Origin of the sequence: Paenibacillus sp. P46E (genome assembly GCF_001909095.1) — a bacterium.
In the GTDB taxonomy this organism is placed as follows: domain Bacteria; phylum Bacillota; class Bacilli; order Paenibacillales; family Paenibacillaceae; genus Paenibacillus_AQ; species Paenibacillus_AQ helianthi.
In genome coordinates, this window is record NZ_LVYZ01000040.1 from 83,141 (window position 1) to 104,399 (window position 21,259).

General features: G+C 54.3%; 24 protein-coding genes and 1 riboswitch. Of the genes, 3 read left to right on the forward strand and 21 right to left on the reverse strand.

Features of this window, described 5'->3' with window-relative positions:
- Positions 1 to 253: 253 nt before the first annotated feature.
- From A3849_RS14405 to A3849_RS14420, 4 genes are all read right to left on the reverse strand, one after another.
- Entirely contained in the window at positions 254 to 1,744 is a 1,491-nt protein-coding gene (locus A3849_RS14405) for a glycosyltransferase family 4 protein (protein ID WP_074112045.1), read from the reverse strand.
- Between the two features lie 180 nt (positions 1,745 to 1,924).
- Positions 1,925 to 2,116, reverse strand: coding sequence for a hypothetical protein (locus A3849_RS14410; RefSeq protein ID WP_074112046.1), 192 nt, complete (start codon positions 2,114 to 2,116; stop codon positions 1,925 to 1,927).
- 24 nt (positions 2,117 to 2,140) lie between these two features.
- Positions 2,141 to 3,274, reverse strand: coding sequence for a CgeB family protein (locus tag A3849_RS14415; protein ID WP_083613504.1), 1,134 nt, complete (start codon positions 3,272 to 3,274; stop codon positions 2,141 to 2,143).
- Between the two features lie 30 nt (positions 3,275 to 3,304).
- On the reverse strand, positions 3,305 to 4,396 hold the full coding sequence (locus A3849_RS14420) for a CgeB family protein (protein WP_372237765.1): 1,092 nt from the start codon (positions 4,394 to 4,396) through the stop codon (positions 3,305 to 3,307).
- A gap of 203 nt (positions 4,397 to 4,599) precedes the next feature.
- Here A3849_RS14420 and A3849_RS14425 point away from each other — a divergent pair, with 203 nt between their 5' ends.
- A complete protein-coding gene (locus A3849_RS14425; protein WP_083613505.1) occupies positions 4,600 to 5,376 on the forward strand; it encodes an AAA family ATPase in 777 nt (258 codons plus the stop codon).
- Positions 5,377 to 5,454: 78 nt separating this feature from the next.
- Here A3849_RS14425 and A3849_RS14430 read toward each other — a convergent pair whose 3' ends face one another.
- The 11 genes from A3849_RS14430 to A3849_RS14480 all read right to left on the reverse strand — a co-directional run bounded on the left by A3849_RS14430 (position 5,455) and on the right by A3849_RS14480 (position 14,800).
- Positions 5,455 to 5,640: an aspartyl-phosphate phosphatase Spo0E family protein gene (locus A3849_RS14430; protein ID WP_074112048.1), complete on the reverse strand. Its 186-nt coding sequence runs from the start codon at positions 5,638 to 5,640 to the stop codon at positions 5,455 to 5,457.
- A complete protein-coding gene (gene wsfD / locus A3849_RS14435) occupies positions 5,630 to 7,075 on the reverse strand; it encodes a glycan biosynthesis hexose transferase WsfD (RefSeq protein ID WP_074112049.1) in 1,446 nt (481 codons plus the stop codon). The genes A3849_RS14430 and wsfD overlap by 11 nt, the downstream gene beginning before the upstream one ends.
- A 10-nt stretch (positions 7,076 to 7,085) precedes the next feature.
- Entirely contained in the window at positions 7,086 to 8,984 is a 1,899-nt protein-coding gene (locus A3849_RS14440) for an LTA synthase family protein (RefSeq protein WP_074112050.1), read from the reverse strand.
- A 167-nt stretch (positions 8,985 to 9,151) separates the two neighbouring features.
- Entirely contained in the window at positions 9,152 to 10,324 is a 1,173-nt protein-coding gene (locus tag A3849_RS14445; protein ID WP_074112051.1) for a hypothetical protein, read from the reverse strand.
- The gene (locus tag A3849_RS14450) at positions 10,321 to 10,914 is read right to left on the reverse strand and encodes an RNA polymerase sigma factor (protein WP_306010706.1); all 594 of its coding nucleotides are present in this window, start codon (positions 10,912 to 10,914) and stop codon (positions 10,321 to 10,323) included. The genes A3849_RS14445 and A3849_RS14450 overlap by 4 nt, the downstream gene beginning before the upstream one ends.
- A gap of 119 nt (positions 10,915 to 11,033) precedes the next feature.
- The gene (locus A3849_RS14455; RefSeq protein WP_074112052.1) at positions 11,034 to 12,371 is read right to left on the reverse strand and encodes a 5'-deoxyadenosine deaminase; all 1,338 of its coding nucleotides are present in this window, start codon (positions 12,369 to 12,371) and stop codon (positions 11,034 to 11,036) included.
- Between the two features lie 63 nt (positions 12,372 to 12,434).
- Positions 12,435 to 12,533: riboswitch (purine riboswitch) on the reverse strand.
- Positions 12,534 to 12,738: 205 nt separating this feature from the next.
- Positions 12,739 to 13,263, reverse strand: a complete 525-nt coding sequence (locus A3849_RS14460) for a GNAT family N-acetyltransferase (RefSeq protein ID WP_074112072.1) — start codon at positions 13,261 to 13,263, stop codon at positions 12,739 to 12,741.
- A 168-nt stretch (positions 13,264 to 13,431) separates the two neighbouring features.
- Positions 13,432 to 13,839, reverse strand: a complete 408-nt coding sequence (locus A3849_RS14465; RefSeq protein ID WP_074112053.1) for a hypothetical protein — start codon at positions 13,837 to 13,839, stop codon at positions 13,432 to 13,434.
- Positions 13,836 to 14,147 carry a hypothetical protein gene (locus A3849_RS14470; protein ID WP_074112054.1) on the reverse strand — a complete coding sequence of 104 codons (312 nt, stop codon included), beginning with the start codon at positions 14,145 to 14,147 and terminating at the stop codon, positions 13,836 to 13,838. The genes A3849_RS14465 and A3849_RS14470 overlap by 4 nt, the downstream gene beginning before the upstream one ends.
- Positions 14,144 to 14,482: an alpha-helical endospore appendage domain-containing protein gene (locus tag A3849_RS14475; protein ID WP_074112055.1), complete on the reverse strand. Its 339-nt coding sequence runs from the start codon at positions 14,480 to 14,482 to the stop codon at positions 14,144 to 14,146. The genes A3849_RS14470 and A3849_RS14475 overlap by 4 nt, the downstream gene beginning before the upstream one ends.
- A 24-nt stretch (positions 14,483 to 14,506) precedes the next feature.
- On the reverse strand, positions 14,507 to 14,800 hold the full coding sequence (locus A3849_RS14480) for a nucleoside-diphosphate sugar epimerase (RefSeq protein ID WP_083606978.1): 294 nt from the start codon (positions 14,798 to 14,800) through the stop codon (positions 14,507 to 14,509).
- A 245-nt stretch (positions 14,801 to 15,045) separates the two neighbouring features.
- On the opposite strand from A3849_RS14480, the gene A3849_RS14485 reads away from it, so the two are divergent.
- A complete protein-coding gene (locus tag A3849_RS14485; RefSeq protein WP_256700775.1) occupies positions 15,046 to 15,582 on the forward strand; it encodes a GNAT family N-acetyltransferase in 537 nt (178 codons plus the stop codon).
- Positions 15,583 to 15,638: 56 nt separating this feature from the next.
- Here A3849_RS14485 and A3849_RS32430 read toward each other — a convergent pair whose 3' ends face one another.
- Positions 15,639 to 15,881 (reverse strand): hypothetical protein, encoded by a 243-nt coding sequence (locus tag A3849_RS32430; RefSeq protein WP_143191822.1) that lies wholly within the window; start codon positions 15,879 to 15,881, stop codon positions 15,639 to 15,641.
- 8 nt (positions 15,882 to 15,889) lie between these two features.
- Here A3849_RS32430 and A3849_RS32435 point away from each other — a divergent pair, with 8 nt between their 5' ends.
- On the forward strand, positions 15,890 to 16,117 hold the full coding sequence (locus A3849_RS32435) for a hypothetical protein (protein WP_143191823.1): 228 nt from the start codon (positions 15,890 to 15,892) through the stop codon (positions 16,115 to 16,117).
- A gap of 23 nt (positions 16,118 to 16,140) precedes the next feature.
- On the opposite strand, the gene A3849_RS14495 is transcribed toward A3849_RS32435, so the two are convergent.
- The 5 genes from A3849_RS14495 to A3849_RS14515 form a co-directional block, all read right to left on the reverse strand.
- Positions 16,141 to 16,872, reverse strand: coding sequence for a sugar phosphate nucleotidyltransferase (locus tag A3849_RS14495; RefSeq protein ID WP_074112057.1), 732 nt, complete (start codon positions 16,870 to 16,872; stop codon positions 16,141 to 16,143).
- Between the two features lie 47 nt (positions 16,873 to 16,919).
- Positions 16,920 to 17,657, reverse strand: a complete 738-nt coding sequence (locus A3849_RS14500; RefSeq protein WP_074112058.1) for a glycosyltransferase family 2 protein — start codon at positions 17,655 to 17,657, stop codon at positions 16,920 to 16,922.
- The gene (locus tag A3849_RS14505) at positions 17,654 to 18,817 is read right to left on the reverse strand and encodes a glycosyltransferase family 2 protein (protein ID WP_074112059.1); all 1,164 of its coding nucleotides are present in this window, start codon (positions 18,815 to 18,817) and stop codon (positions 17,654 to 17,656) included. The genes A3849_RS14500 and A3849_RS14505 overlap by 4 nt, the downstream gene beginning before the upstream one ends.
- Positions 18,814 to 19,662, reverse strand: a complete 849-nt coding sequence (locus tag A3849_RS14510) for a glycosyltransferase family 2 protein (protein WP_074112060.1) — start codon at positions 19,660 to 19,662, stop codon at positions 18,814 to 18,816. The genes A3849_RS14505 and A3849_RS14510 overlap by 4 nt, the downstream gene beginning before the upstream one ends.
- A gap of 340 nt (positions 19,663 to 20,002) precedes the next feature.
- Positions 20,003 to 21,259, reverse strand: a 1,257-nt coding sequence (locus A3849_RS14515) for a WIAG-tail domain (protein ID WP_143191824.1), incomplete at its 5' end; no start/stop codon positions are given.

The following is a 21,259-nucleotide window of genomic DNA, read 5'->3' on the forward strand; positions in this document are numbered from 1 at the left end:
AGCGAGAAATAAGTTCACTTTTTCCACTTATTTACTTGTGAGCGCCGAATTCACGGCATTTTTGCCGTTGCTGGGTAAGTGTAGCGCACGACGGCGGATGTAACGGCATTTTTGCCCTTACTGGGTAAGTGTGGCGCGCGAGCGGCGGATGTAACGGCATTTTTGCCGTTACTGCGTGCACGGCGCGGCTGCAGGCTGCTGCGCACATGCGGCGCGCAGCGGCTTCAGGCGCACGCCTTCTTCGGCGGCGTGCCTAGGCCGCTTTGCGCCGCCGCTTCGCCCGGCGGCGTGCATGGCCCGCGCGGCGGTGCTTGCCGCCGCTGCCCCGTCGGCGCACGCTTGCAGCCGTGCGCCGCTTCCGGCCCGGGCGCTTGCGGCTGCGCGCCCGGGTTTTGGCGCGGCGTAGCCTGCCGCGCCGGAGCTTGCCGCGCCGCAGCCGTGCAGCGCGGCTCCCGGGGCTCCGCCGCCGCGGTTCCGGCTGCGGCGGCGCGGGCTCTCCGCTGCCCGAAGCTTCGGCAGCGGGGGGCTCTGGGGCGCCGGCTGGATCTAGCGGCGCGGAGCAGTAGCGGAGGTGCCACCTCTCCGCAAGGCCCAGCAGCCGGGCGCGGTACGCCGCCGGTCCGTAGACCGCGTCAACGCGCTCCCGGGCCTGGCTGCCGATCGCAGCAGCCAGACCCGGTTCCGCGAGCACGAGGTTCACCCGCTGTGCAAGGACGTCAATGTCACCGACCGGTGCCAGCAGTCCTTCACATCCGGCAGCATGGAGAATTTCATATAAGCCGCCGGAGGCATAGGCCACCACCGGTTTGCCGAAGGCCATTCCTTCCAGGGCTGTCATCCCGAAGCCCTCGCGGATTAGGCTGGGGACGACTAGTATATCCATAGCACAATAGATGTCGGGTAGACTCTCTTCGTAACCGATGAATTTGAAACGGGAGGTGAGGCCTTCCAGCTTAACCTTGCGTACACAGCGCTCATAGTAGCTTTTATCTCCGGGTGTGCCAACCACGATGAATTTCGCTTCAGGATGCTGCCCCGATACAAGAACAGCCATTTTGATGAAATGCTCCAGTCCCTTTTCTTTATTAATGAAGGAAGAGATATAGCCGAGCAGCGGCTCCGCTGGCGCAATTCGCAGTTCACGGCGGCGCTCGCCCCGCAGCTTGCTCCAGGCTTCAAACATCATTTCCGCCTCATTCCAGGACGGAGGAAGCTGTGTCACCTTCCCCTCGCGGATATCCTCAGGAAAACAGGCCGCAGCCGTGTGAGAGATGGCCAGAATTTCATCACTGTTCAAGTGGATCAACCCCGTGCTGATGGGAGTGAACTCGTTGTCCGTGATCGTCTCCGAAATCTTCCACACCACCGGAATACCCAGTGATTTCGCCGCCATTGCCGGCAAAGCATGAACACAGGTGCTGGAAATAATCAAAGACGGACGCAGCGCGGTAAGCCAGTCTAGCAGCTCGCCGTATTCACGGCTTTCCTGAAATTTACGGATATCCGCCTCCAGGCCTGCATAAGGAGTGTATATCCCGTAGACCAGCGGAATCGGCAGCAGCTGCACATTCAGTCCATTCTTCCGCGCCTGCCGGGTCAGCTTGCCCTCCTGGGGTGCCACAAGAATGCAGTTGAAATATGGTAACAGCTCCCGGCTGAAGAACAGCAGCAGCTTCTCCGCACCGGTAATGCTGCGTGTATTGGATACATGGGAAAAAAGCACGATTGTCGCTTTGTCGGCCATGGTGTGTCGGCGCTCCTTGCAAGGCTATAGAGCAGCCATTCACCTCCTAAAAGTTTTACGGAGCATTACTTACAGTTCATACCTCCGCAGTAAAACTCGCTTCGGAAGCATCCGCTTAGTTTTACGGAGCATTACTTACAGTTCATACCTCCGCAGTAAAACTCGCTTCGGAGGCATCGCTTAGTTGTACGAAGCCAATGCTACACGGTACTTTGCTGTAAACTCACTTCGGAGCATCCGCTTCACCGTAAGCGGAAAGGCCCGCTTCGCCTGCCGCAGAGCACTGCGAAAGAGCGCCAAAGCCCGGTACTCCAGTAGTATATTGAGGAGGAACAAATGCCGGCACGACACCTGTCCCCCGGATATACGCACATTTCCTCCTGTACTCTGTACAGCCTATCCGTAAATCACAGTCAACAGCTGATTCAGCCGTTTGGTATACGTGTGATCCTTAAGCGTCCGTTCAAACGCGCGCAGAGCCATGGCGCGGCGCTCCTCTTCATGAGTCAGGTAAAAGCGGATTTTCTCCATCATTTCCTGCGGGCTTGAGAACGTGTCGATCTCTTCCCCTACTTTATAAAAAGAGCCCATATCATCTCTCGCATCACTGAGCTGCAGCGTTCCGCTGGCTGCAATTTCAAAGGTGCGCGGGTTAGGCGAAGCAGCAGTAATCGATAATGTGTTGTTATTCACAGCTTCATCGATATGGGAACGGTGGAGGTTAATAACGATTTTGGAGCCGCTGTAGGTGACCGCCGTCTCCTGCGGTGTCATCCATTTGCCGATCTCAATGCGCTCCCCATACAGGGGTGCCTCCGGCAGACGATCCCACCAAATACCGTTGATAATGGTGTTGTAGCTCATCAGCTCCGGCATAATCTCACGGAAGAAATGAACTCTATTCCAGTACGCCGAGCCAATGAAGCTGATATCCCGGCTGACTGGTGACCGGCCTGTCGTTGGACGGTAATGTTCCCGGTGGGCGGCAAAGGGCAGATAATGCACCTCAGCGCATCCCAGACCGCGGTAGAATTCCACACAATTCAGCTCCAGGGTGAACACATAATCGTAGTGGGCTACGATTTTTATAGTGAAATCTGTATAATACGGATCATCTGTAAGCCAGATCGCTGTCTTGATGCCTTTGCTGCGCAGAATTGCAACCTGATCAAGCGGCAGATCCATTCCATCCAGAACAAGCACAAGATCGGGGCGTTCCGTATCCGCAAGCTCCACCAGATTCTGCCGCACATCGCTAACTGTGACCTTAGCCGTCAATTTTTGCAGGGCATAGAGTACTGCATCGTCAAGCGGCGAATAAGGGTACCCTTTTCCCGAAGCCACGTACATAACATGGATATTACGGACCGGCAGCGGTTCCTCCGGACGTCCATCCAGGATCGTAAGTCTCCCCCGCAGATAACCTTCATCAAATCCAACCTTGAAGCCGGTCAGACGGCCACGCAGCTTCTCTTCTTCCGCTGGCGTCCGTGGCAGCGGCGGTGCCGGCATGATAAAATTATTGTTCATGGTATTCGCTCCTTATATTGGATTTCAGACTTATGAGGTAAGGACATTCAGCAGATAGGGCAGACGCGCAAGGAAAGTATGATGGCGAAGCGTGGTCTGCAGCCCCTGCAGAGCGAACTGCCGGCGCTCCTTCTCGTGCTCCAGATAGTATTCGATTTTGTGCTTCAGTTCGTCGGCACCTGTAAAGGTCTCCAGATCCTTGCCCGGACGGTAATGACTGCCCAGATCCTCACGGACATCGGTTAGCTGCATCGTCCCGCAGGCATTAATCTCATAGGTCCGGGGATTTATTGAACGGGAGGATAGCTGGAAGGTGTTCCGGTTATCCTGCCCGCCTTCCCATGGGCGGTGAATATTAATGACCAGCTTCGCACCACTGTAATAATTGGCTGTTTCCTCCGGCGGAATAAAACCGTCTTTAATAAAAGGCGACAACTCCTCAAAGGTATTCAGGCGCTCCCAGAAGCCTCCCGCAATCAGCACTTTCTTGCCCCGGAAAAACGGAGCCAGCTCGTCGAACAGCTCCGTCCGGTTGCGGAAGGCATTGCCGATGAACACAATATCGTACTGATACTGCGGACCTGTGCGGCGGGGATAGAACATCTGCGGATTGACGCAGAGCGGCAGATAATGTACAGAGCCTACTCCCAGGTCATGGTAGAACTCCACACATCCCAGTTCATGTGTAAAAACATGGTCATAATGTTGGCAAATGACCGATGTATCCTGCGTAAAATAAGGATCATCCACAAACCAGATTGCCGTAGGAATACCCAGTTTACGTATCTCCGTGATCTGTTCCAGATGATTCTCAGGAAACACATGCAGACCATTCATGACCAGCACGGCTCCGGGCGACTCGCGGGCGGCTATTTCCAGCATCGTTTCCGGTGAGCTGATGATCAGTTCACTAACGAGCTGTCCCAGTGCTTCCGTTACCCCCGTATCAATCGCTTGAAATCCCTGGGGAACATACATCAGCTTGAACGGCCGGCACGCTCCTGCCTCTGGAGAATTCAGGCGCTTCACGGCTTCACACAGGCCGAGACGGTAGCCTTCCTGATAACCGTCACGGTAATCCCGTGGAGGCACTCTTCTCTTTTTTGATTTCACGGCTTTCACCCTGCCCCGTCATATTCTCAAGACAGTATAACTATATGCGGAGTCAGCATCCGCCTCATGGACATCTGTCTGTATCCGGACGAAATTGGCATATGCCCCCTGTCTTTCGCCCGGGATGCCCGAACCTTTGCAGAATGGTTCCACTCGGGCTACAATTATGGAAGCAAGTGAGAGACTAATAATAAGGTTGGGAGAGTGGGACAATGGTTGCGATGGATAATGCCATGCTCTATATCCGCCATGCGGAGCTGCTGCGTGAACGGGTCCCTTCCTTTCAGGCCTACCCGTTTGATCTGCCAGTGATCCGCAGCTTCAGCAAACTTGCCTTTCAGAAACAGGTTACTTTTCTTGTCGGGGAGAACGGAACGGGGAAATCCACGCTGCTGGAGGGTATTGCTGCGGCCTGGGGGTTTAATCCGGAAGGGGGAACTCTCAATTTCTCGTTCAACACCCGCTCCTCGCACTCCAGCCTGTACGAGTACCTGCGGCTTGCCAAAGGGGGGAGACGCCCGCGGGACGGCTTCTTTCTGCGCGCGGAGAGCTACTACAATGTAGCCTCCTATATTGACGACTTGGACGGTGGTCCTGAGGTGCCGGGGGTACGAAGCAACAAGATCTCCAATTCCTACGGCGGCAAGTCACTGCATGAGCAGTCGCATGGAGAATCGTTTTTCGCTGCCTTTGTCCACCGCTTTGGGGGACAAGGCCTCTATATTCTCGACGAGCCGGAAGCGGCTCTCTCACCGCTGCGGCAAATGTCGCTGCTGGTGCGCATGCACGAGCTAGTGGGACGGCATTCTCAGTTTATCATCGCCACCCACTCCCCTATTCTGATGTCCTATCCTAATTCTGATATTTATCTGCTGGAAGGCAGCGGGGTCCGTCAGGTTGAACTGGAGGATACGGAGCACTATACCGTAACCAAAGCCTTCATGAACGACCGTGAGAAGATGCTGCGCGAACTTCTGGCTGACGACTGAAGTTGGAGAACACAAAAAGACACTTGCACAGATAGAACATCCCTGTACAAGTGTCTTTCCCATCTCCCGTATTGTAATCTATGAATCGCTCTCCAGGAGTTTCTCTTCATCAGCAGCCTGACTATCAATATATTCATTGATCAGAGCATCCAGCTTCACCGATTGGCGGAGCACCTGTGGGTGCCGGATCCCATGCTCCAGGGCCAAGGTGTGCATTTCTTTTCTCGCTTGTTCAATCCGTGCCTGATGTTGTTTATCGCCCATAGCGGCGGTCTTTCCCGAGCATGACTTGCGCCAGAAGAACAAGCTTGTGGACCAGCCAGCCGAACATGGCCACAGCCATCATATCAAAGCAGACATTGAACAGAAACAAATGCTTCCCGATATCGGCCCGGCCATCGCCCAGAATCGGAACCAGGAATGAGAATAGGCCAATCAGACCCAGCAGCATCAGCAGTTCACCCGCGATCCGCCCGCGCAACTCCCGGCTGCGGAAATACTCAAAGAGAACTCCGGCATAATAGAGCAGATAGAATATAGCCAAAAAGCCCAGCGAATGTGGCAGAACCTCTCTTTTGAACTGGCTCCAGGTGCTGTACTTATAGGATAAGGCCGTCTTTGGCAGCCCCTCCGACTTCTCATAGTTTCCCAGATAATAAGGGCGGAGGTCCATACTGTTCCGGGCAGCATATTTCATACCGTCCACCAGCCGTGAGGGATTCTTAATATAGAAGAAAAGCACGTCCTTATGGGACACCCGGTCATAGAAATCCGCCTGAAGCGACGGATCATCCTGTTTGATAGCCGTACCAGCCTCAAAATAATTGGTTCCCGCCAGCACTTCCAGCTTCTCCGGCAAGCCCAGCTCATGCAAATCCCCCTTCACATCCGGCGACTGGTTCAAAATCCCGAAAAACACAGTCTGATAGAGGTTGATATGCTTCAGCTCTTTGGGTGCGGCTACATACATCATCACTGAGACAAGACACACCGCCACCGCGAACCGCATCGCCAGCTTGCGCCAGTTCCCCGTCCCGTTCAGTATCATAAACCGCAGGAAGATCAGGGAGAAGGCGATGCCGACCGGCGCATTCTGGATTTTGGAGCAGATCAGAAACAGGACAGCTATAAAAAACAGCGTCAGGCCTTTGGTTGTCGGCCGCTCCTGTCCTGCCAGCCTAAGTCCCAGTGCAAAGGTAAGCAGCATGGCTACCATCGACACCGGCTCACCGAACAATGAATTAAAGTAGGCCAAATACCCGATATCGTAAAATACAATTAGCATTCCTGCCCCAAGCAGCAGACCTGTTATATAAGAGCTGCGCGCGCCCACCTTCACGGTCAGCCAGGTGGCTGCCAGCAGCAATAGTGCATACACCGCCGCCAGCAAGCGGATATCAAAATAACTGCCGTGCACAAGCCCGGCCAGCAGTCTTGGCACCAGCACCAGCACAATCTGCGAGGATGGATAGAAGCCCTTGAACAAATTTTCATAGGAGAATCTGGAATGGCTGTAGCTGAAAAAGCGGTCGGCATAGCTTTCCGCAGTATAATAATAATCCAGTCCTATGGTATTCATCATCCGCTTGAAATCGCCATTGTCGGCAACCCCCACGAACGGCTGTACAAACAGCAAATAAATAATCAGACCACAACCCGCCAGGACAATGAGATGTTCTGCTTTGAATAATCGTTTCATCTTTTCTCCCTTACCGCTGCGGAAGCAGCTTCACATATTCGTCCGATAAGCCCATCAGCTTCAGAATATAATCATAATCACTCTGATATTGACTGTAATCCGTCACAGGCTGAAGCGTATCCAGCGATACTGCCTCGCCATCTTCGAAGCCCTTGCCCGGCACGAACATAATCTTATCATTGAAAAAAGTTCCTGTCGGCGAATAATAGCGCATCCCTACCACATTGCGGTCAATATTAAGCAGGTCATGCCCGAAGGCCGTGAAGCCCACCTGCTTCAGCGATACTCCCAGCAGATTCGCAAGGGTTGGCAAGATATCCAGCTGCCCTCCGGTGCGCTCCACAACCTGGCCCTTTGCCATTCCCGGTGCATGGATAATGAGCGGGATATTGAAGCGGCTGATCCGCGAATCGTAAGGGATTCCGAGTGCCTCCTCCACCTGCTCCGGAGGAACATCCTGCGGCTGCAGCCCAAAATGGTCACCGTACAGCACCAGCACGGTGTTGTCCCAGAGCCCATTTTGCTTCAGTCCTTCGATAAGTGTTCCTACAGCAAAATCGGTATAGTTGATGGCTGTCAAATAGTCGCCCAGCATGGTATTCTGCAATTTGTCCGGCAGGGTGATTTTTTTGAAGGCATCCGGGATTTTGAAGGGATGATGACTGGAGGCCGTCACCAGCTGGGCATAGAATGGCGTTCCCTTGGACTGCAATGCAGCCAGCTTCTCAACGGCCGTAATATAGAGCTGCTCGTCGGAAGCACCGAAGGCATTGAAATGGTCATTTTTGAAGGCTCTCTTGTCATAATAGCCATTGAAGCCCAGCGCCGAATACAGCTCGTTGCGGTTCCAGAAGCCCACCTTGTTCACATGAAACGTATACGCCTCATAACCTTTATCCTGCAAAAGACGCGGCAGGCTCGGCAGCACCCGGTCTCCGAAGCCTGTGGACATTGCAAGCGTTGCAATCGGATAAATGGAGGTATTGCTCATAAACTCGGCATCCGAGGTGTTACCCGCCCCAATCTGCTGGTAGACATGCGGAAAATAAAAGCCTTCCCCAGCCAAACCGTTCAGCACCGGCGTCAGCTCCTGACCGTTCAGCGACTGATGCAGCGGAAAGTTCTGAAAGGCTTCCATCTGAATTACAATTACATTCTTCCCTTTTTGCGAACCGAAATCATCGGGTACCGTTCCCGCAGGCTTGCTGCTGTAGGGATAAGAAGCCTCAAGTGCATCAACCTTGGCAATGGTTTCGTGGATATCCCCAGTACCGATGAGGCCGTTATCCTCCTGGGATTTCATTACTGCGAATACCTCATAATTCAGGAATCCCGTGCTCTCCGCCTGCACCAGCTCGTTGGTAATTCCGCGGGCCGCGTGAATGGAGTAGGCTGACAACGATCCGCCGCCGATAATCGCAACCAGTATCACGATCCACTGCGCTCTCCGAGCGCCCGGTGAGACATAGCGGCGCGGCGAAAAGGCCGCCCCTCTTTTCCATCGGCGGAACAGCCGGTAGACTACTACGACCACAAGATCCGCAAAAAACAGATAATCCACAATCTGAATCGTAGACTCTACACTCTCTTTTACCTGAAAGACCTGATTCAGCTCATACAGGGCCAGGTACGTTGGAACCGAGCCAAAATGATTGAAATAGACACTGGCCGCAAACAACAGCAGCGATAACAAGCCGTTGATTACCCAGTAGGCCCCCGTCTTCAGCCGGGCCGGAAGGACCAGGGCCAGGATTCCCATCAACAGCAGCACCGGTGCCAAATCTGCGGCAATCCACTCCCAGGCAATCCGGTCAAAAAACAGCCACCGCAGCAGCAGCAGCTTCAGCCAGACCAGCCCCGCCACGATATAGAAATGTGCCCCTATCCGCACAGGCTTACTCTCGTTCATAACTTCCCCTCTTAGCATCTAGATGATTTTGTAAACCCAATTCTCTTTTTCTGTAAAATATCACATTTCTCTAGTATAGCAATACTCTACACGGTAAACAAACAAAAGGACGCCGCCTTTACAGGCACACGTCCCTTCATATCCATTATTTATGATCCCTCATCTCATCATTCAGAAGTGCTCATCTGCCGGCCCATACTGTAGAATACTCCATTATAGTTGAACGAGGCGTTGATACGAAACATCCCCCCCCGGCTCTCAAATGTAATGTTCCCTATCCTTTTGTTAACAACCGTATAATCCTCCAGCCGGATACCGAATAGCTTATCAGCAATAGCTGCGGCCGAGCTCTGAAGCTTGGCATTATCCATAGCCAGCAGCTTCGTATCTTGCTCTCCGCGAATTCCAGAATCATAGGATCCTTCAATATATAAAGTGTTGTCCTCAACCTGCAGAATGTCATGTGTTGCATAATCCATTATCACTCTGGAAGGCCCATTTTCATCCTCTCCATAGATGAAATTGATGACATCCCACTCTGCCCCCAGTCCCCTTGTAATCTGATACAAGTGATCTTCACCCTCGCCTCTAAGCAGCTTAAGCGCCTGATCCGATTTCTGTATCCCCTCATCACCCACCTCTTTAGCGTCCAGGTTGAGGGTCGCCCCGGCATAAATACCGTTAGCATAATCGATTCGTCCTTCTTTTCCGAGGAGAACCTCATGGATCTGGATGGCTCGATCAGCTTTCTGCCAGTACTGTACGTTCTTCTTGAGCCCGGAAACTGTAAACCCCCCGTCATACCCGCTGTCCCGCAGGTTCCCGGTGGCATCGCTGATCAGCTTTGGATCGATTTCTTTAAGGCTATAATAGGCGGTCATATTCCACTCTTTTACATCGCCAGTCCGTGTATTTATTCTGAAGGTGCTGGGAAACTCCCCTTCTCCAAAAACCAGCCTGGCTTCATTGATTCTATCCATCCGCTCCAGCCCCACAAAAGGCAGCTTCTTCCCAAGCTGCTCCTGCATTACGCGCTCGGCTGTCTTGCGGAGTCCGGCATCAGTGAGGTCGGGGGGCTTCACCTCCTGGTAGAACAAGCCTGCCTGTCTGCCTTCCCCCAGTAGTCCTTTCTGCTGCAGGACCGCTCCGGCTACGGCCAGCAGTAGAATGACCGCAGCCGCTATGAAGCTTCGCCGCAGCTTTCGGCCTGCCCGTTCCGGTCCCGGCACACCGTTTCGTACACGCATAATGACCTTATCGGCTGCTGCATCTGTGAACCGTGATTCCCGGAATGGACCGTTCCGCGCTTCTTCATACCACTTCGGCTCCCGCTCCCTCATGACTCCATCCCCCTTAATTTCTCCTGGACTTTATGCCTCGCGCGGTGCAGCCTGGATTTGACGGTTCCCGTTGAGAGTCCGGTCAATCCGGCGATTTCCTGAATGGACAACTCCGCTTTCAGATCCAGCACCAGCACCTCACGGAACTTGTCGGGAAGCTGCAGGATCACACTCCAGATCTCATCCATCCGGCGGTTGCCAAGGTACTCCATCTCCGCAGAACGGACCGTTCCCAGCAGTTCATCAGGGAAGCTGTTCTTGGCGGGTTCCGCTCTAGTGATGGTCTGTACACCGCCCCAGAGCCCCGACCGGAAAAACCGCGATTTGCGGTGGGAAAATACGGTGTTCCTCGCGATGGTGAACAACCATGCCTTCAAGGAAGAGGACCCCCGGTAGGTTCCGATCCGGTAATAACATTTAATAAATACCTCCTGTGCCAGATCATCCGCCATATCGGCGCTTTTGGTGAGGTAATAAATATAATTCCATATATCATCGCCGTAAAAACCCATAATCCGCCTCAGCTGTTCCTCGCTCATGACTGCTATATGCGCCAGCTGCTGCTGTTCCAATTCCCATCCCAGTTCCAACGTCTTCACCTCACTTGATATGACCTTAATTCTAATAGAAAGGTTCCCGGAATCACTAAAAAAGTCAAAAAAAAGCAGAGGGCCTCTCCCCTCTGCTTGTCAGATCGTTAGCGGATATATTAGACCAGCGAAGTATGCGCCAGCAGTCTTTTAATGGAACGGTTGGCTTCATGCAGCACCGTGTCCTTGTCTACAGTATTCAGCAAACCTTTATCCATAAGGATTTCGCCGTCGATGATCGTCGTTTCCACATCGGCCCGGGTTGCGGAATAGACAATACGGGAGATCGGATCTACATCGAAGGAAGGGAAGGTGTGGAAGTTATAGAGGTTCAGGATCGCCAGATCCGCTTTTTTGCCGACTTCAATGCTGCCAATCTGATCCTCCATACCCACGGCCCGGGCTCCGCCAATCGTAGCCATCCGGAAAACACTTCTCGCATCCATCGTGGTCGGCCCATGCTGCGGCTTCTGGATCATGGCGGCCAGCCGCATTTCATTGAACATATCCAGGTTGTTGTTGCATGGAGCACCATCTGCGCCAAGGCTGAGATGAATGTGATCATGCAGCATGCCCGGTGTATCAGCGATGCCCGAAGCCAGCTTCAGGTTGGAGCCGGGACAATGGCTGACATGAACGCCTCTGTCGCGTAAGATACGCCGCTCCTCCTCATCCACCCAGACGCAGTGCGCCAGAATCAGCCGTTCATTCGCCAGCCCCAGATGATCCAGATAGACGATATTGCGCATCCCGGTCATGGCCTGAACGATCTCGATTTCCCCCAAATTCTCAGAGGCATGCGTATGCACCTTAACCCCGTAGCGCTCTGACAGGTCGCGCACCTCGCGCAGCAATTGCTCCGTACAGGAGATCACAAAACGCGGCGAAAATGCGTACTGAATCCGTCCACCGCCGTACCCGTTCCATTTTTCGAGCAGATCCACACTCTCCTGCAGTGAAGCCGCTGTCTCCTCTTGCAGCGCTGCGGGCGCATCGGCGTTCTTCTGATCCATCATCACCTTACCCGACAAGGCGCGGATACCGCTCTTCGCAATCGCCTGAAACGCAAAATCTGTATGATTCACCGTCTCCATATCTACAATGGTCGTCGTACCGCTGGAGATTAGCTCCCCAATCCCCAGCATGGCGGAATAGTAAAGCGACTCCTCATCGTGCGCCGCTTCGAGTGGCCAAATCCGCTTGCGCAGCCAGTCCATCAGCTCCAGATCATCCCCTTTGCCCCGGAACAGCGTCTGGCAGAGGTGTATATGGGTTTGTACAAACCCAGGGATAACGGTGCGGTTCGTGGCATCAATCACCCGTTCATCCCCCTGCACCGCAAGGCCACTGCCAATCTCGGTAATCAGGTTGTCGTGGATGCGGATATCTCCATATATAATTTCTTCCTGCTTGTTCATTGTGATAATCTCTGCGTTTTTGATCAGGATGTTTGCCATCTTCGCCGTCCCCCTTGTCTTCTGCAATCCTTAGCCGCCGCTAACACAAAATGGCCACAAAAATATGCCAAGGCATATTTTCGTAGCCAGAAATTTACGGTTCCCGGTAGAGACCCTTAAACCAATTATTAAGGATATACGAAAAAAAGGATTATTCAATTGCTTGCTGAATAACCCTATCATAAGTTAGAGACATGTTTGTTGTCAACATTAGTTAGATTAAATGACATATAGTTATTTACAGGTTCGAAAAAGCACTATTTCGATTTTAATTTTGTTTTTACGTTATATTTCCTAACATAAACATCTAGACAATGCTTTTTCTTATCTTTGAAACGCTCCCCGGTCGCCTTCACAGGCTTGTCCATTATTCCGCGCCGGATGCCAGCACTTTCTCGAACACAGGAAAGTTCGCTGTCCGTCCGGGAAAATCCACTTCGCCTCTGCGTTCATAGCCAAGGGAAGAATACAAAGCTAGTGCCCTGTTATTCTTGGCATAGGTATCCAGCCTAATACTAGTGTAGCCGCCGCTGAGGCCATACTCTTCGGCAAAATCAATCAGCCGGCGGGCAATCCCTTTGCCCTGGGCCTCCGGATGAACGGCCAGCCGGTGCATAATCAGATTCGGCCCCTTCACCTCTAACCAGTCAATCGCTGCATATTGCCCGGCCTGGTTGTTGTCCAGCACAATGATGCCGGCGATGGCAGCCTGATCCACACAGACATATAAGGTGCCGTCCGCAATGTCCTTCCCAATGACCTCACGGTTCGGGTAAGTATCGTCCCATTGGTCACTTCCGCCGTCCTGCATGACCTGTACACATTTGGCAATCAGCTCCATGATCTCTCCGATCTCATCATTTCGTGCAATACGTATCTCATTCCCACTCATGTACATCCCTGCTTTCCTATCGACATTTGAACCTGGTAGAGATTCTGTTAAGAAGTCTATCATATCCGTGAACGCGATCGATAGTGCAGAGAAATCCGCAAAGCTCTATAGAGACGGCATGCATCCCCCGGCCTCTACAGAGCAGCTCATTCTGTGACTCCGCGCGGATTAGCCAAGCTCCAGCTTATGCCCGTCCTCGAAGCCCTTGGCGAAACCCGCATCGAACCCCACGTTGTATGCTTCGGTGTAGCCCTGCTGAAAGGCGTCTCCCGGGGGCGTTTCCGGCGGGACGCCCAAATCCGGGGGGAGCGGCACCACCTGCGGCACGGGCGGAACCTCAATAGCGGCTACTACCTGTACCGGCGGCTGAATGACATGCACTTTCCGGACAATCCGGCGGCGGAGCCTTCTTTTTCTGCGCAGCAAGAGACTTCTCTTGGTCTTGCCTGTCCGGCGGAGCAGTCCTCTCCGCGCTTTGCGTAAAGGCCCCTTGCGGACTCTGGCTTTGCGCGACAGCAGTATGCGTCTGCGGGTTCTGCCGCCTGAACGCAGCTTTCCAAGTTTCTTTTTCTTCATCCTTCTACTCCTCCTGTACTCCATGTACTTCTAGAGGTGCCGCCTGCGCAAGCCCTACTCAGCCATGGCGCAGCAGGAATTCCCCGTTTGGGCTGGTGCAGCGAAATACCGGACATCATCCGGCACATCGCGCTTTGATATTGGCTTAGTATCCGGATATTGTCGCTCAGCTTGCGGGCTGTCAGCTCCGATTGCCCTGTAACCTCGGCGATACTCTCCAGGATGGCCGCAAGTGCAGCCTGACTGCGGGCAATGGAGCGGATCATCTCCAGCTTGACGGCATGTTCAGAGAGCAGCCCGCCGCTCATTTGCTGTCCTCCCCGAAATCCAAGCCTTCGCCGGCCATGCCGCCGAATCCTTCTCCGCCTTCTTCACCGCTGCCCAGCACTGCTTTTAGATTGCTGTACAATCCGTTCTCCAGCTTGGTCAGCCCCTCTACCATTTCCACGATCACCTCGTGAATGGAGATGGATTCCTTCAACTGTTCTTCATGGGAGTCGAACGCTCTAGCGTGGATATGATGCTGTGTCCACTGCTTCACTTTTTCCGCTTCCACCGCTTTGGCCTCAAGGATCATTGCGATGTTCCACTGGATAGTAGCGGACGACTCCAGCATTTGCAGAAAAGCTTTTTCTCTGCTCATCTTCCACCTCCTGCTCCTGAAGCGCTACTCTTCTTCCTGGCCGCCCAGCTCCTTGATGACCCTTCCTACTCCTTCAGCCATCGCCTCTTCCAGATCAGCAATCGCATTCAGGTAAGCAATAATATTTTTGTTAACCTGACCCGTGCTCTCCACCAGTCCGCTGAATCCGCCAAAGTCAGGTTCTACATCCGGCAGATCATGGACTATTTGCGACATACGGACGGCGACGTGGCGTTCGGCGTCGAGAATCCGCGCCATCTGTTCGTGCGTATGGGCCATGTGCTGCAGGACCTTCGTTATTTTACTCTGCACCTTCATGTCTCCTTTGCTCAAACGCCCTGCTACAGCATATGCGGCAGAAGCCCGTGCGGTGCGCAGCTTACATTAATTAGATGGTGCAGCGGGGGCGTCGGGGGTAGAGATCGTACGGCGGTTATCGAGCTTAGGCCAATGGTTATGGAAGGGATTGACAAATGTTCAACTGCGAGATTATGCTGAGGTTGGATTTGAACTATTTACATAATAACTTCAGAAAAGGCAACACCGGAACGGAGGTATTTCTTTTGAAACTTGCAAGCGGCCGCGTGGATTTACTGCCTTTAACACTGGCTGAGCTATCCTTAGCGGGAATCAACTATGCTGGACTGGAGCAGGCGCTGGGCCTGAACCCCAGTGGAACCGAACTGGATGATGAAATGCTGTATGCCATGCAGATCAGGCACTCCAAGGTAATGCAGGACCCGCTCAACTATCCGTGGCTGACGAACTGGGCGGTGATTCAGCGGGAAGAGCAGCGCCTGATCGGCTTCATCATTCTCAAAGGCTGTCCAAATGATCAGGGTGAAGTCACCCTGGGTTATGTCATCCATGAGAGCCACCGTAGACAAGGCTACGCAACAGAGGCAGTGCAGTGTATCTGCGACTGGATCTTCAGCGATCCCCGGGCGCTCTGGGTTATCGCCGATACCGAAAAGGACAATGCAGCCTCTCACAAAGTGCTTATACACCTTGGCGCGCAAAAGCACCGGGAGGCTGATGAGCTGATCTGGTGGCGGATCGCACGGCCTGCCGCCCAGACTCCGGCAGGGACCCTGGCCTGACGCGGACGCTATGCTGCAACTGGTTGTGAAGCTGCGGGAGAAGTAAAGGCAGATTGTTAGCCGTTGTTGCCGCTGGCGGGTACCGGCGGCAACAACGGCACTTCTGCCGCTATTGGCGTGCCGCTGGCGGGTACCGGCGGCAACAACGGCATTTTTGCCGCTATTGGCGTGCCGCTGGCGGGTACCGGCGGCAACAACGGCACTTCTGCCGCTATTGGCATGCCGCTGGCCGATTCCGGCGGCAACAACGGCATTTCTGCCGCTATTGGCGTGCCGCTAGCCGGTTTCGGCGGCAACAACGGCATTTTTGCCGCTATTGGCGTGCCGCTGGCCGGTTTCGGCGGCAACAACGGCACTTTTGCCGCTATTGGTATGCCGCTGGCTGGTTTCGGCGGCAACAACGGCATTTTTGCCGCTATTGGCGTGCCGCTGGCCGATTCCGGCCGCAACAACGGCATTTCTGCCGCTATTGGCGTGCCGCTGGCCGGTTCCGGCCGCAACAACGGCATTTTTGCCGCTATTGGCGTGCCGCTAGCCCGACGCAAAAAAACACGCGCCTCATGGCAGCGTGTTTTTCAGCTTTTCTCCAGCTTCGTACAGAGACTGGAATGTTCCGGCGTCACTCCACCATTCCTTGAGTACATCATAACTGAGTCTACGGTCTGCAGCGTAGATATTGTTCACATCGGTAATCTCAAGCTCCCCTCTTTGGGAAGGAGACACACGCCGGATAATATCAAATACAGCCTCATCGTACATGTAAATGCCGGTTACACAATATTTTGTCTTCGGATGCTCCGGCTTCTCTTCGATGTAAGCAATTAAGCCGGTATTCTGACTGTCGAACACCGGGACGCCGTATCTGCGTGCATCCTCCACCGGTTTCAGCAAGACCTTGGCCGTCCCCTGAGGCTGCTGCAGATACTGCTTCAGATAAGGTGTCAAATCATCCATAAACAGATTATCACCAAGCAGCACAACAAACCGCTCACCTGGGTGAATGAATCCTTTTGCCAGCTCCAGTGCCTCTGCAATGCCTCCGGCAGCCTCCTGAATTTTGTAAGTCAGAGAGACGCCAAACTCTGCGCCGCTGCCTAAAAAATCCGTATATTGCCCCGCGGACTGCTTGCTGATGACCAGGAGAATATCGGTTATGCCCCCCTGGCGCAAGCGGTCTATACCGTAACACACCATGGGATATTTGCCGACCGGAAGCAAATGTTTGTTCATAAGCCGGGTCAGCGGATATAGTCTTGATCCTGTTCCGCCCGCCAGTATGACTCCTTTCACTTACTTTCCTCCTTTTTATCTGTGGCTTTAGCCTTTGGGTCAACCTTTTAAATGAACTGCGCAGGATCTATATTCCATTTGTCCATAAACATCCTGCGGCCCCGTTCGACCAGCTCCTGAAGCCCGGAGGAGTAGACCTCCTTGAAGCTGGCGCTTCCCTCATGATGCACAAGGCAATTCCCGGCTATCAGCAGCCGGTAGCCCCGCAGCCGGGCACGGTAGCAGTAATCATCGTCCTCATAATGTCCGGGCGAGTACCGCTCATCCAGGAGTCCAATGGTTTCCATCAGCTCTCTTTTCAATAAAAAGCATAACCCGATCAGCCGACGTGTTTCACTCCACCCGTGGTGCCCTTGAAGACTCACCCGCTCAGCCTCGGCGTGAAATTCTGCAATATCCGTATACGTTGTACTTACCCGCTGCCGCCCGCTGGCATAATTCGTTACAGGTCCCACGATGCCAATGTCCGGAGCACTGTACAAGGCATGTTTCAAACGCTCAAGCCAGCCCCTCGGCACAATAACGTCATTGTTCAGCAGCAGCAGTTCATCGCCCGAGGCCAGCTGCAGCCCCAGATTACAGGCCACCGGAAACCCCCGGTTGGCTGGGAGTGAAATAAAGGTCAGTTTATTCTCGCGGCAGTAAACGTCTGTGCCATCCGTTGATGCGTTGTCGACCACGATTATTTCATAAGCGGATTCAGTATGAGCCTTAATGGATTCGACACAGGAGCGCAGCAGGCCGACCCTATTGTACGTAGGAATAATAATACTGGTCATTGTCATATGCTGTTCCTCCAGGCTGCCATTTGCCGCCGCTGCTCCAGCAGGCTTTCACCGGTGAGCCCCCCATTTTTGTCGCGGTGGATCAGCACCCGGAGCAGTGCTTCGGCATGGTCACCGGCAATCAGCTGCTCCATGGCATTGCCGGCTCCTATGTTTCCCTGGCGGAGACGGTTATGCTTAATGACGTTTACCGTCCCGGCTTTCTCTACCCGCAGCTGCTCTATAATCGAGAGCGCCTGTGCTTTGGGCGGGACCATCAGCTCACGGTAGCCGATCCGCTCCAAGGCCCGCCGTGACAGGGCATGCGGCACGGCGGTCATCGAGCTGACGCCCAGATCGCTCCGCCCCAGAACACTGTTCAGATACAGCTTGCAGCGGGTAACATCATCGCATAGATCAAATGAGGGCAGCAGCCCATCCAGATCATTCAATGCCACGTCTACCCCACCGTCCACTGCCGCTGCAAAAATGGCCAGCTGCGGCGCAGAGATGACCATATCGCCATCGAGGAACAGCAGGATGTCGCCCCGGCTGAGCTTAGCCCCAAGTGCCCGGCCTACGTCATGCCCGGCAGATTCAGGGCAGTGCACCACTGTAGCCTGCTTACACAGCCGGGTGTACTTATAACTATCATCCGTGCACCCATTCAGCACTACGATGATTTCAGCCGGATGCAGCTGCTGCACCTGCTTCAACAGTCCTGGCAGGGTTCGCATTTCATTGCGGGCGGATATAATCACCGACAGGGAGCCGCCCCATTGCGGCAGCTGGGGCTTTACTCCCCGGTAGACGGCGGAATCCCGGGCATAACCTCCCGCCGCAAGGTGATGAAGGGGGCTGCCTGCCCCGTGACGGACGGAAGCAGGACTGCCTGCGGTGCTCCGGCGGACTGCGGCTCCACCGGCAGCAGGCGATTTGGCCTTCTTGGGCCGGGCGGCGGAACGGCCCGCCCCCTTTCGGCGGGAAGGTGAAGCTCGCGCTGCCAGGACAAGGGCTGCTGCAGAACTGCCATGGGCAGATGAACCAGGTGCACCAGCCCGTGTCTTCCGTACAGCCGGAGCCTGCCGCGCTTTTGCCCTAGAGCGGCGGGTGGAATGCGCCGCAGATACAGTCGCCTTTTGACGGGAGCTGGTTACAGCGTCTGGCATCTCGGCTATCATCTCACCATCTCCCTTCGCCGGTTCCCGTCACTGAAGCCTGCTCTTTCGCCTCTGCGCTCAATCACCAAGCCTGCCGCATCAAGATGATCCCTGAGGATGACCTCGCGCAACGGATCAGCCCCCGCCCGCTTAGGGCGGATTGCATTCAGCTTACCGACAGGGATCTTATGCACCGCCTTCACAACCAGGCCGTCAAGCACAGCCTGTGCATGTGCCAGGGGCGGCCGTGATAATAGACTGCTTCCCAGACCTGCAAATGCTTTACGGCTGAGCGCGTGGGGCACTGCTGTCATTGAGCAGCCTTTCAGGTCCGGACGGCCCAGGATAATGTTGAGCGCATGCTTGGAGAGCACTACCGGATGCGGGAATTTGCCGCGGACCGGACCGGAATAATTATTCAGAGCTACATCTGTACCTTGACTGACTGCGGCCACAAAAGGACGCAGCTGTGAGGCAGGAATGACCAGATCACCATCCGTAAAAAGCAGCACTTCTCCCTTCGCAGCCTCTGCTCCGATACTTCGGCCCACATCATGTCCGAGCGGCTGCTCAAAGAGAATGACCTGAGCACCCAGTGACAATGCAATGTCTGCCGTATGATCAGCAGAGCCATTAACAACAACAATAACCTCACAACGGGGATGGACTCCTCTCGCTCCGGCAATCACCTTGGCAATCGTTCCAGCTTCATTCATGGCCGGAATGATTACCGACACATAAGGCTCCGGGTGGTTGGCCGCAGCGCGCAGCATAGCAGAGCGCACTGGCCGGGGAATCCTCCGCGTTGGTCGCAAAGCCCGCCGACCCGTGCGGCGGGCAGATGTACGTGTATGCTTCAAGCTCATCCACCTTCCTTGCAGGACATGGTCTCCGGGCTGAGGGTTACATCACAGTCTATGTATTATGCTGTCCCGGGTAACGGCAAGTGTCTCCCTCCAGACAGAAATTTGGACAAATGCCCGCTCGCTGCTGAGTCCGGCTAAGGTATCCTTGAAGCGATCCCGGGCAGCGGACACGGGCAGCGGCTGAAGTAATCCGAACCGAATTTCCACATAACATCGTAGGTGCCAGTCCTGGTTCTTCACCGCGCAAAAGGCGCAGCCATTGGCTGCGCCCCCGTATACAATAACTTCTTCATGCTCTGAGATGATCCCGCATTTCCTTAAAGTTCAGCCCGTCAGCCGATTAATCATATACCCGATGATCAGCCACCGGCTTCACCAAGGGAGTGCCGAGGGCAATCCAGGATAACACTCCATAGAAATGGGAGGTTTCCCTCAGCCGCACCACTTCAATAACAGCTTCCCCGCCTCCTCTATTCTTCAATGAAGCGTGAAAGAACGGTTGATTGGTCATGGCGACAAGGACATAACCGGTATGGCCGAAGCTTTCATCAAAAGCTACAGTCACCTCTACACTCTCCGCATCACCATTGAACATGAAGGCTGTCATGCCAAACTGCTGCAGCACTTCGCGGTTGCCGGCACTCTGTACCGGACTGAACGACAGGTGTTCGGCATTGACCAAGCCGGGAGTCAGATGCTCGCTCGTGATGGAACCAGGAGCAATATGATATCCCTGTACGCTATCCTCTTCTAAATGGCGGGACTGGATTGCGAATGAGGTAATTTTGGAGGCATCTACTGCTTCGTCCTGAAGCTCAGAATTCCCCACTGCACCTTCGGCCAGATGCTCCGTTCCGATGCTGGCAAAAGCGAGCTTCTCTCCGGTGATGCTGCCAGTCGGCAGCAGTTCCGCGCTGAGGGTTTCCTCGGCGAGATGTTCCAGCTTAATGATGCCGGGGCTCAAATGCCGCACCTCCAGCGTTCCATCCGCCAGATGCCCACCCTGAATACTCTGGTGTTGCAGATGCTGCGATCCTACCGCTCCTGCTGCCAGCTTGCTTCCGTCAATGCTCCCGTCCGGCAGGAGTTCAGAGCTCAGCGCACTCTCGGCCAAATGTTCAAAATGGATACTGCCAGGACGAATATGGCGGCTGTCCACTGAACCCGGGGATAAATGGCCTCCGTATACACTGGCCGGAGCTAGATGGTAGGGTCCTACCGCACCTGCCGTCAGCTTGCTTCCGCCAATACTGCCGTCCGGCAGCAGCTCCGCGCTGCGGACTTCTTCTGCCAGATGCTCAAGCTTGATGATGCCGCTGCCCAAATGGCGCTCCTCCAGCGTTCCATCCGCCAGATGCCCGCCGTAGATGCTCTGCGGCTGCAGATGCTGCGATCCCACCGCGCCTGCCGTTAGCTTATTGCCGCCAATACTGCCGTCCGGCAACAGCTCCGCGCTGCGGACTTCTTCTGCCAGATGCTCAAGCTTGATGATGCCGCTGCCCAAATGGCGCTCCTCCAGCGTTCCATCCGCCAGATGCCCGCCGTAGATGCTCTGCGGCTGCAGATGCTGCGATCCCACCGCGCCTGCCGTTAGCTT

Coding starts and splice junctions, on each gene's coding strand:
- A3849_RS14405 (WP_074112045.1), bottom strand. CDS start 1,744: ATGGCCGACAAAGCGACAATCGTGCTTTTTTCCCATGTATCCAATACA.
- A3849_RS14415 (WP_083613504.1), bottom strand. CDS start 3,274: ATGAACAATAATTTTATCATGCCGGCACCGCCGCTGCCACGGACGCCA.
- A3849_RS14425 (WP_083613505.1), top strand. CDS start 4,600: ATGGTTGCGATGGATAATGCCATGCTCTATATCCGCCATGCGGAGCTG.
- A3849_RS14430 (WP_074112048.1), bottom strand. CDS start 5,640: ATGGGCGATAAACAACATCAGGCACGGATTGAACAAGCGAGAAAAGAA.
- wsfD (WP_074112049.1), bottom strand. CDS start 7,075: ATGAAACGATTATTCAAAGCAGAACATCTCATTGTCCTGGCGGGTTGT.
- A3849_RS14440 (WP_074112050.1), bottom strand. CDS start 8,984: ATGAACGAGAGTAAGCCTGTGCGGATAGGGGCACATTTCTATATCGTG.
- A3849_RS14445 (WP_074112051.1), bottom strand. CDS start 10,324: ATGAGGGAGCGGGAGCCGAAGTGGTATGAAGAAGCGCGGAACGGTCCA.
- A3849_RS14455 (WP_074112052.1), bottom strand. CDS start 12,371: ATGGCAAACATCCTGATCAAAAACGCAGAGATTATCACAATGAACAAG.
- A3849_RS14460 (WP_074112072.1), bottom strand. CDS start 13,263: ATGAGTGGGAATGAGATACGTATTGCACGAAATGATGAGATCGGAGAG.
- A3849_RS14465 (WP_074112053.1), bottom strand. CDS start 13,839: ATGAAGAAAAAGAAACTTGGAAAGCTGCGTTCAGGCGGCAGAACCCGC.
- A3849_RS14470 (WP_074112054.1), bottom strand. CDS start 14,147: ATGAGCGGCGGGCTGCTCTCTGAACATGCCGTCAAGCTGGAGATGATC.
- A3849_RS14475 (WP_074112055.1), bottom strand. CDS start 14,482: ATGAGCAGAGAAAAAGCTTTTCTGCAAATGCTGGAGTCGTCCGCTACT.
- A3849_RS14480 (WP_083606978.1), bottom strand. CDS start 14,800: ATGAAGGTGCAGAGTAAAATAACGAAGGTCCTGCAGCACATGGCCCAT.
- A3849_RS14500 (WP_074112058.1), bottom strand. CDS start 17,657: ATGACAATGACCAGTATTATTATTCCTACGTACAATAGGGTCGGCCTG.
- A3849_RS14505 (WP_074112059.1), bottom strand. CDS start 18,817: ATGATAGCCGAGATGCCAGACGCTGTAACCAGCTCCCGTCAAAAGGCG.
- A3849_RS14510 (WP_074112060.1), bottom strand. CDS start 19,662: ATGAGCTTGAAGCATACACGTACATCTGCCCGCCGCACGGGTCGGCGG.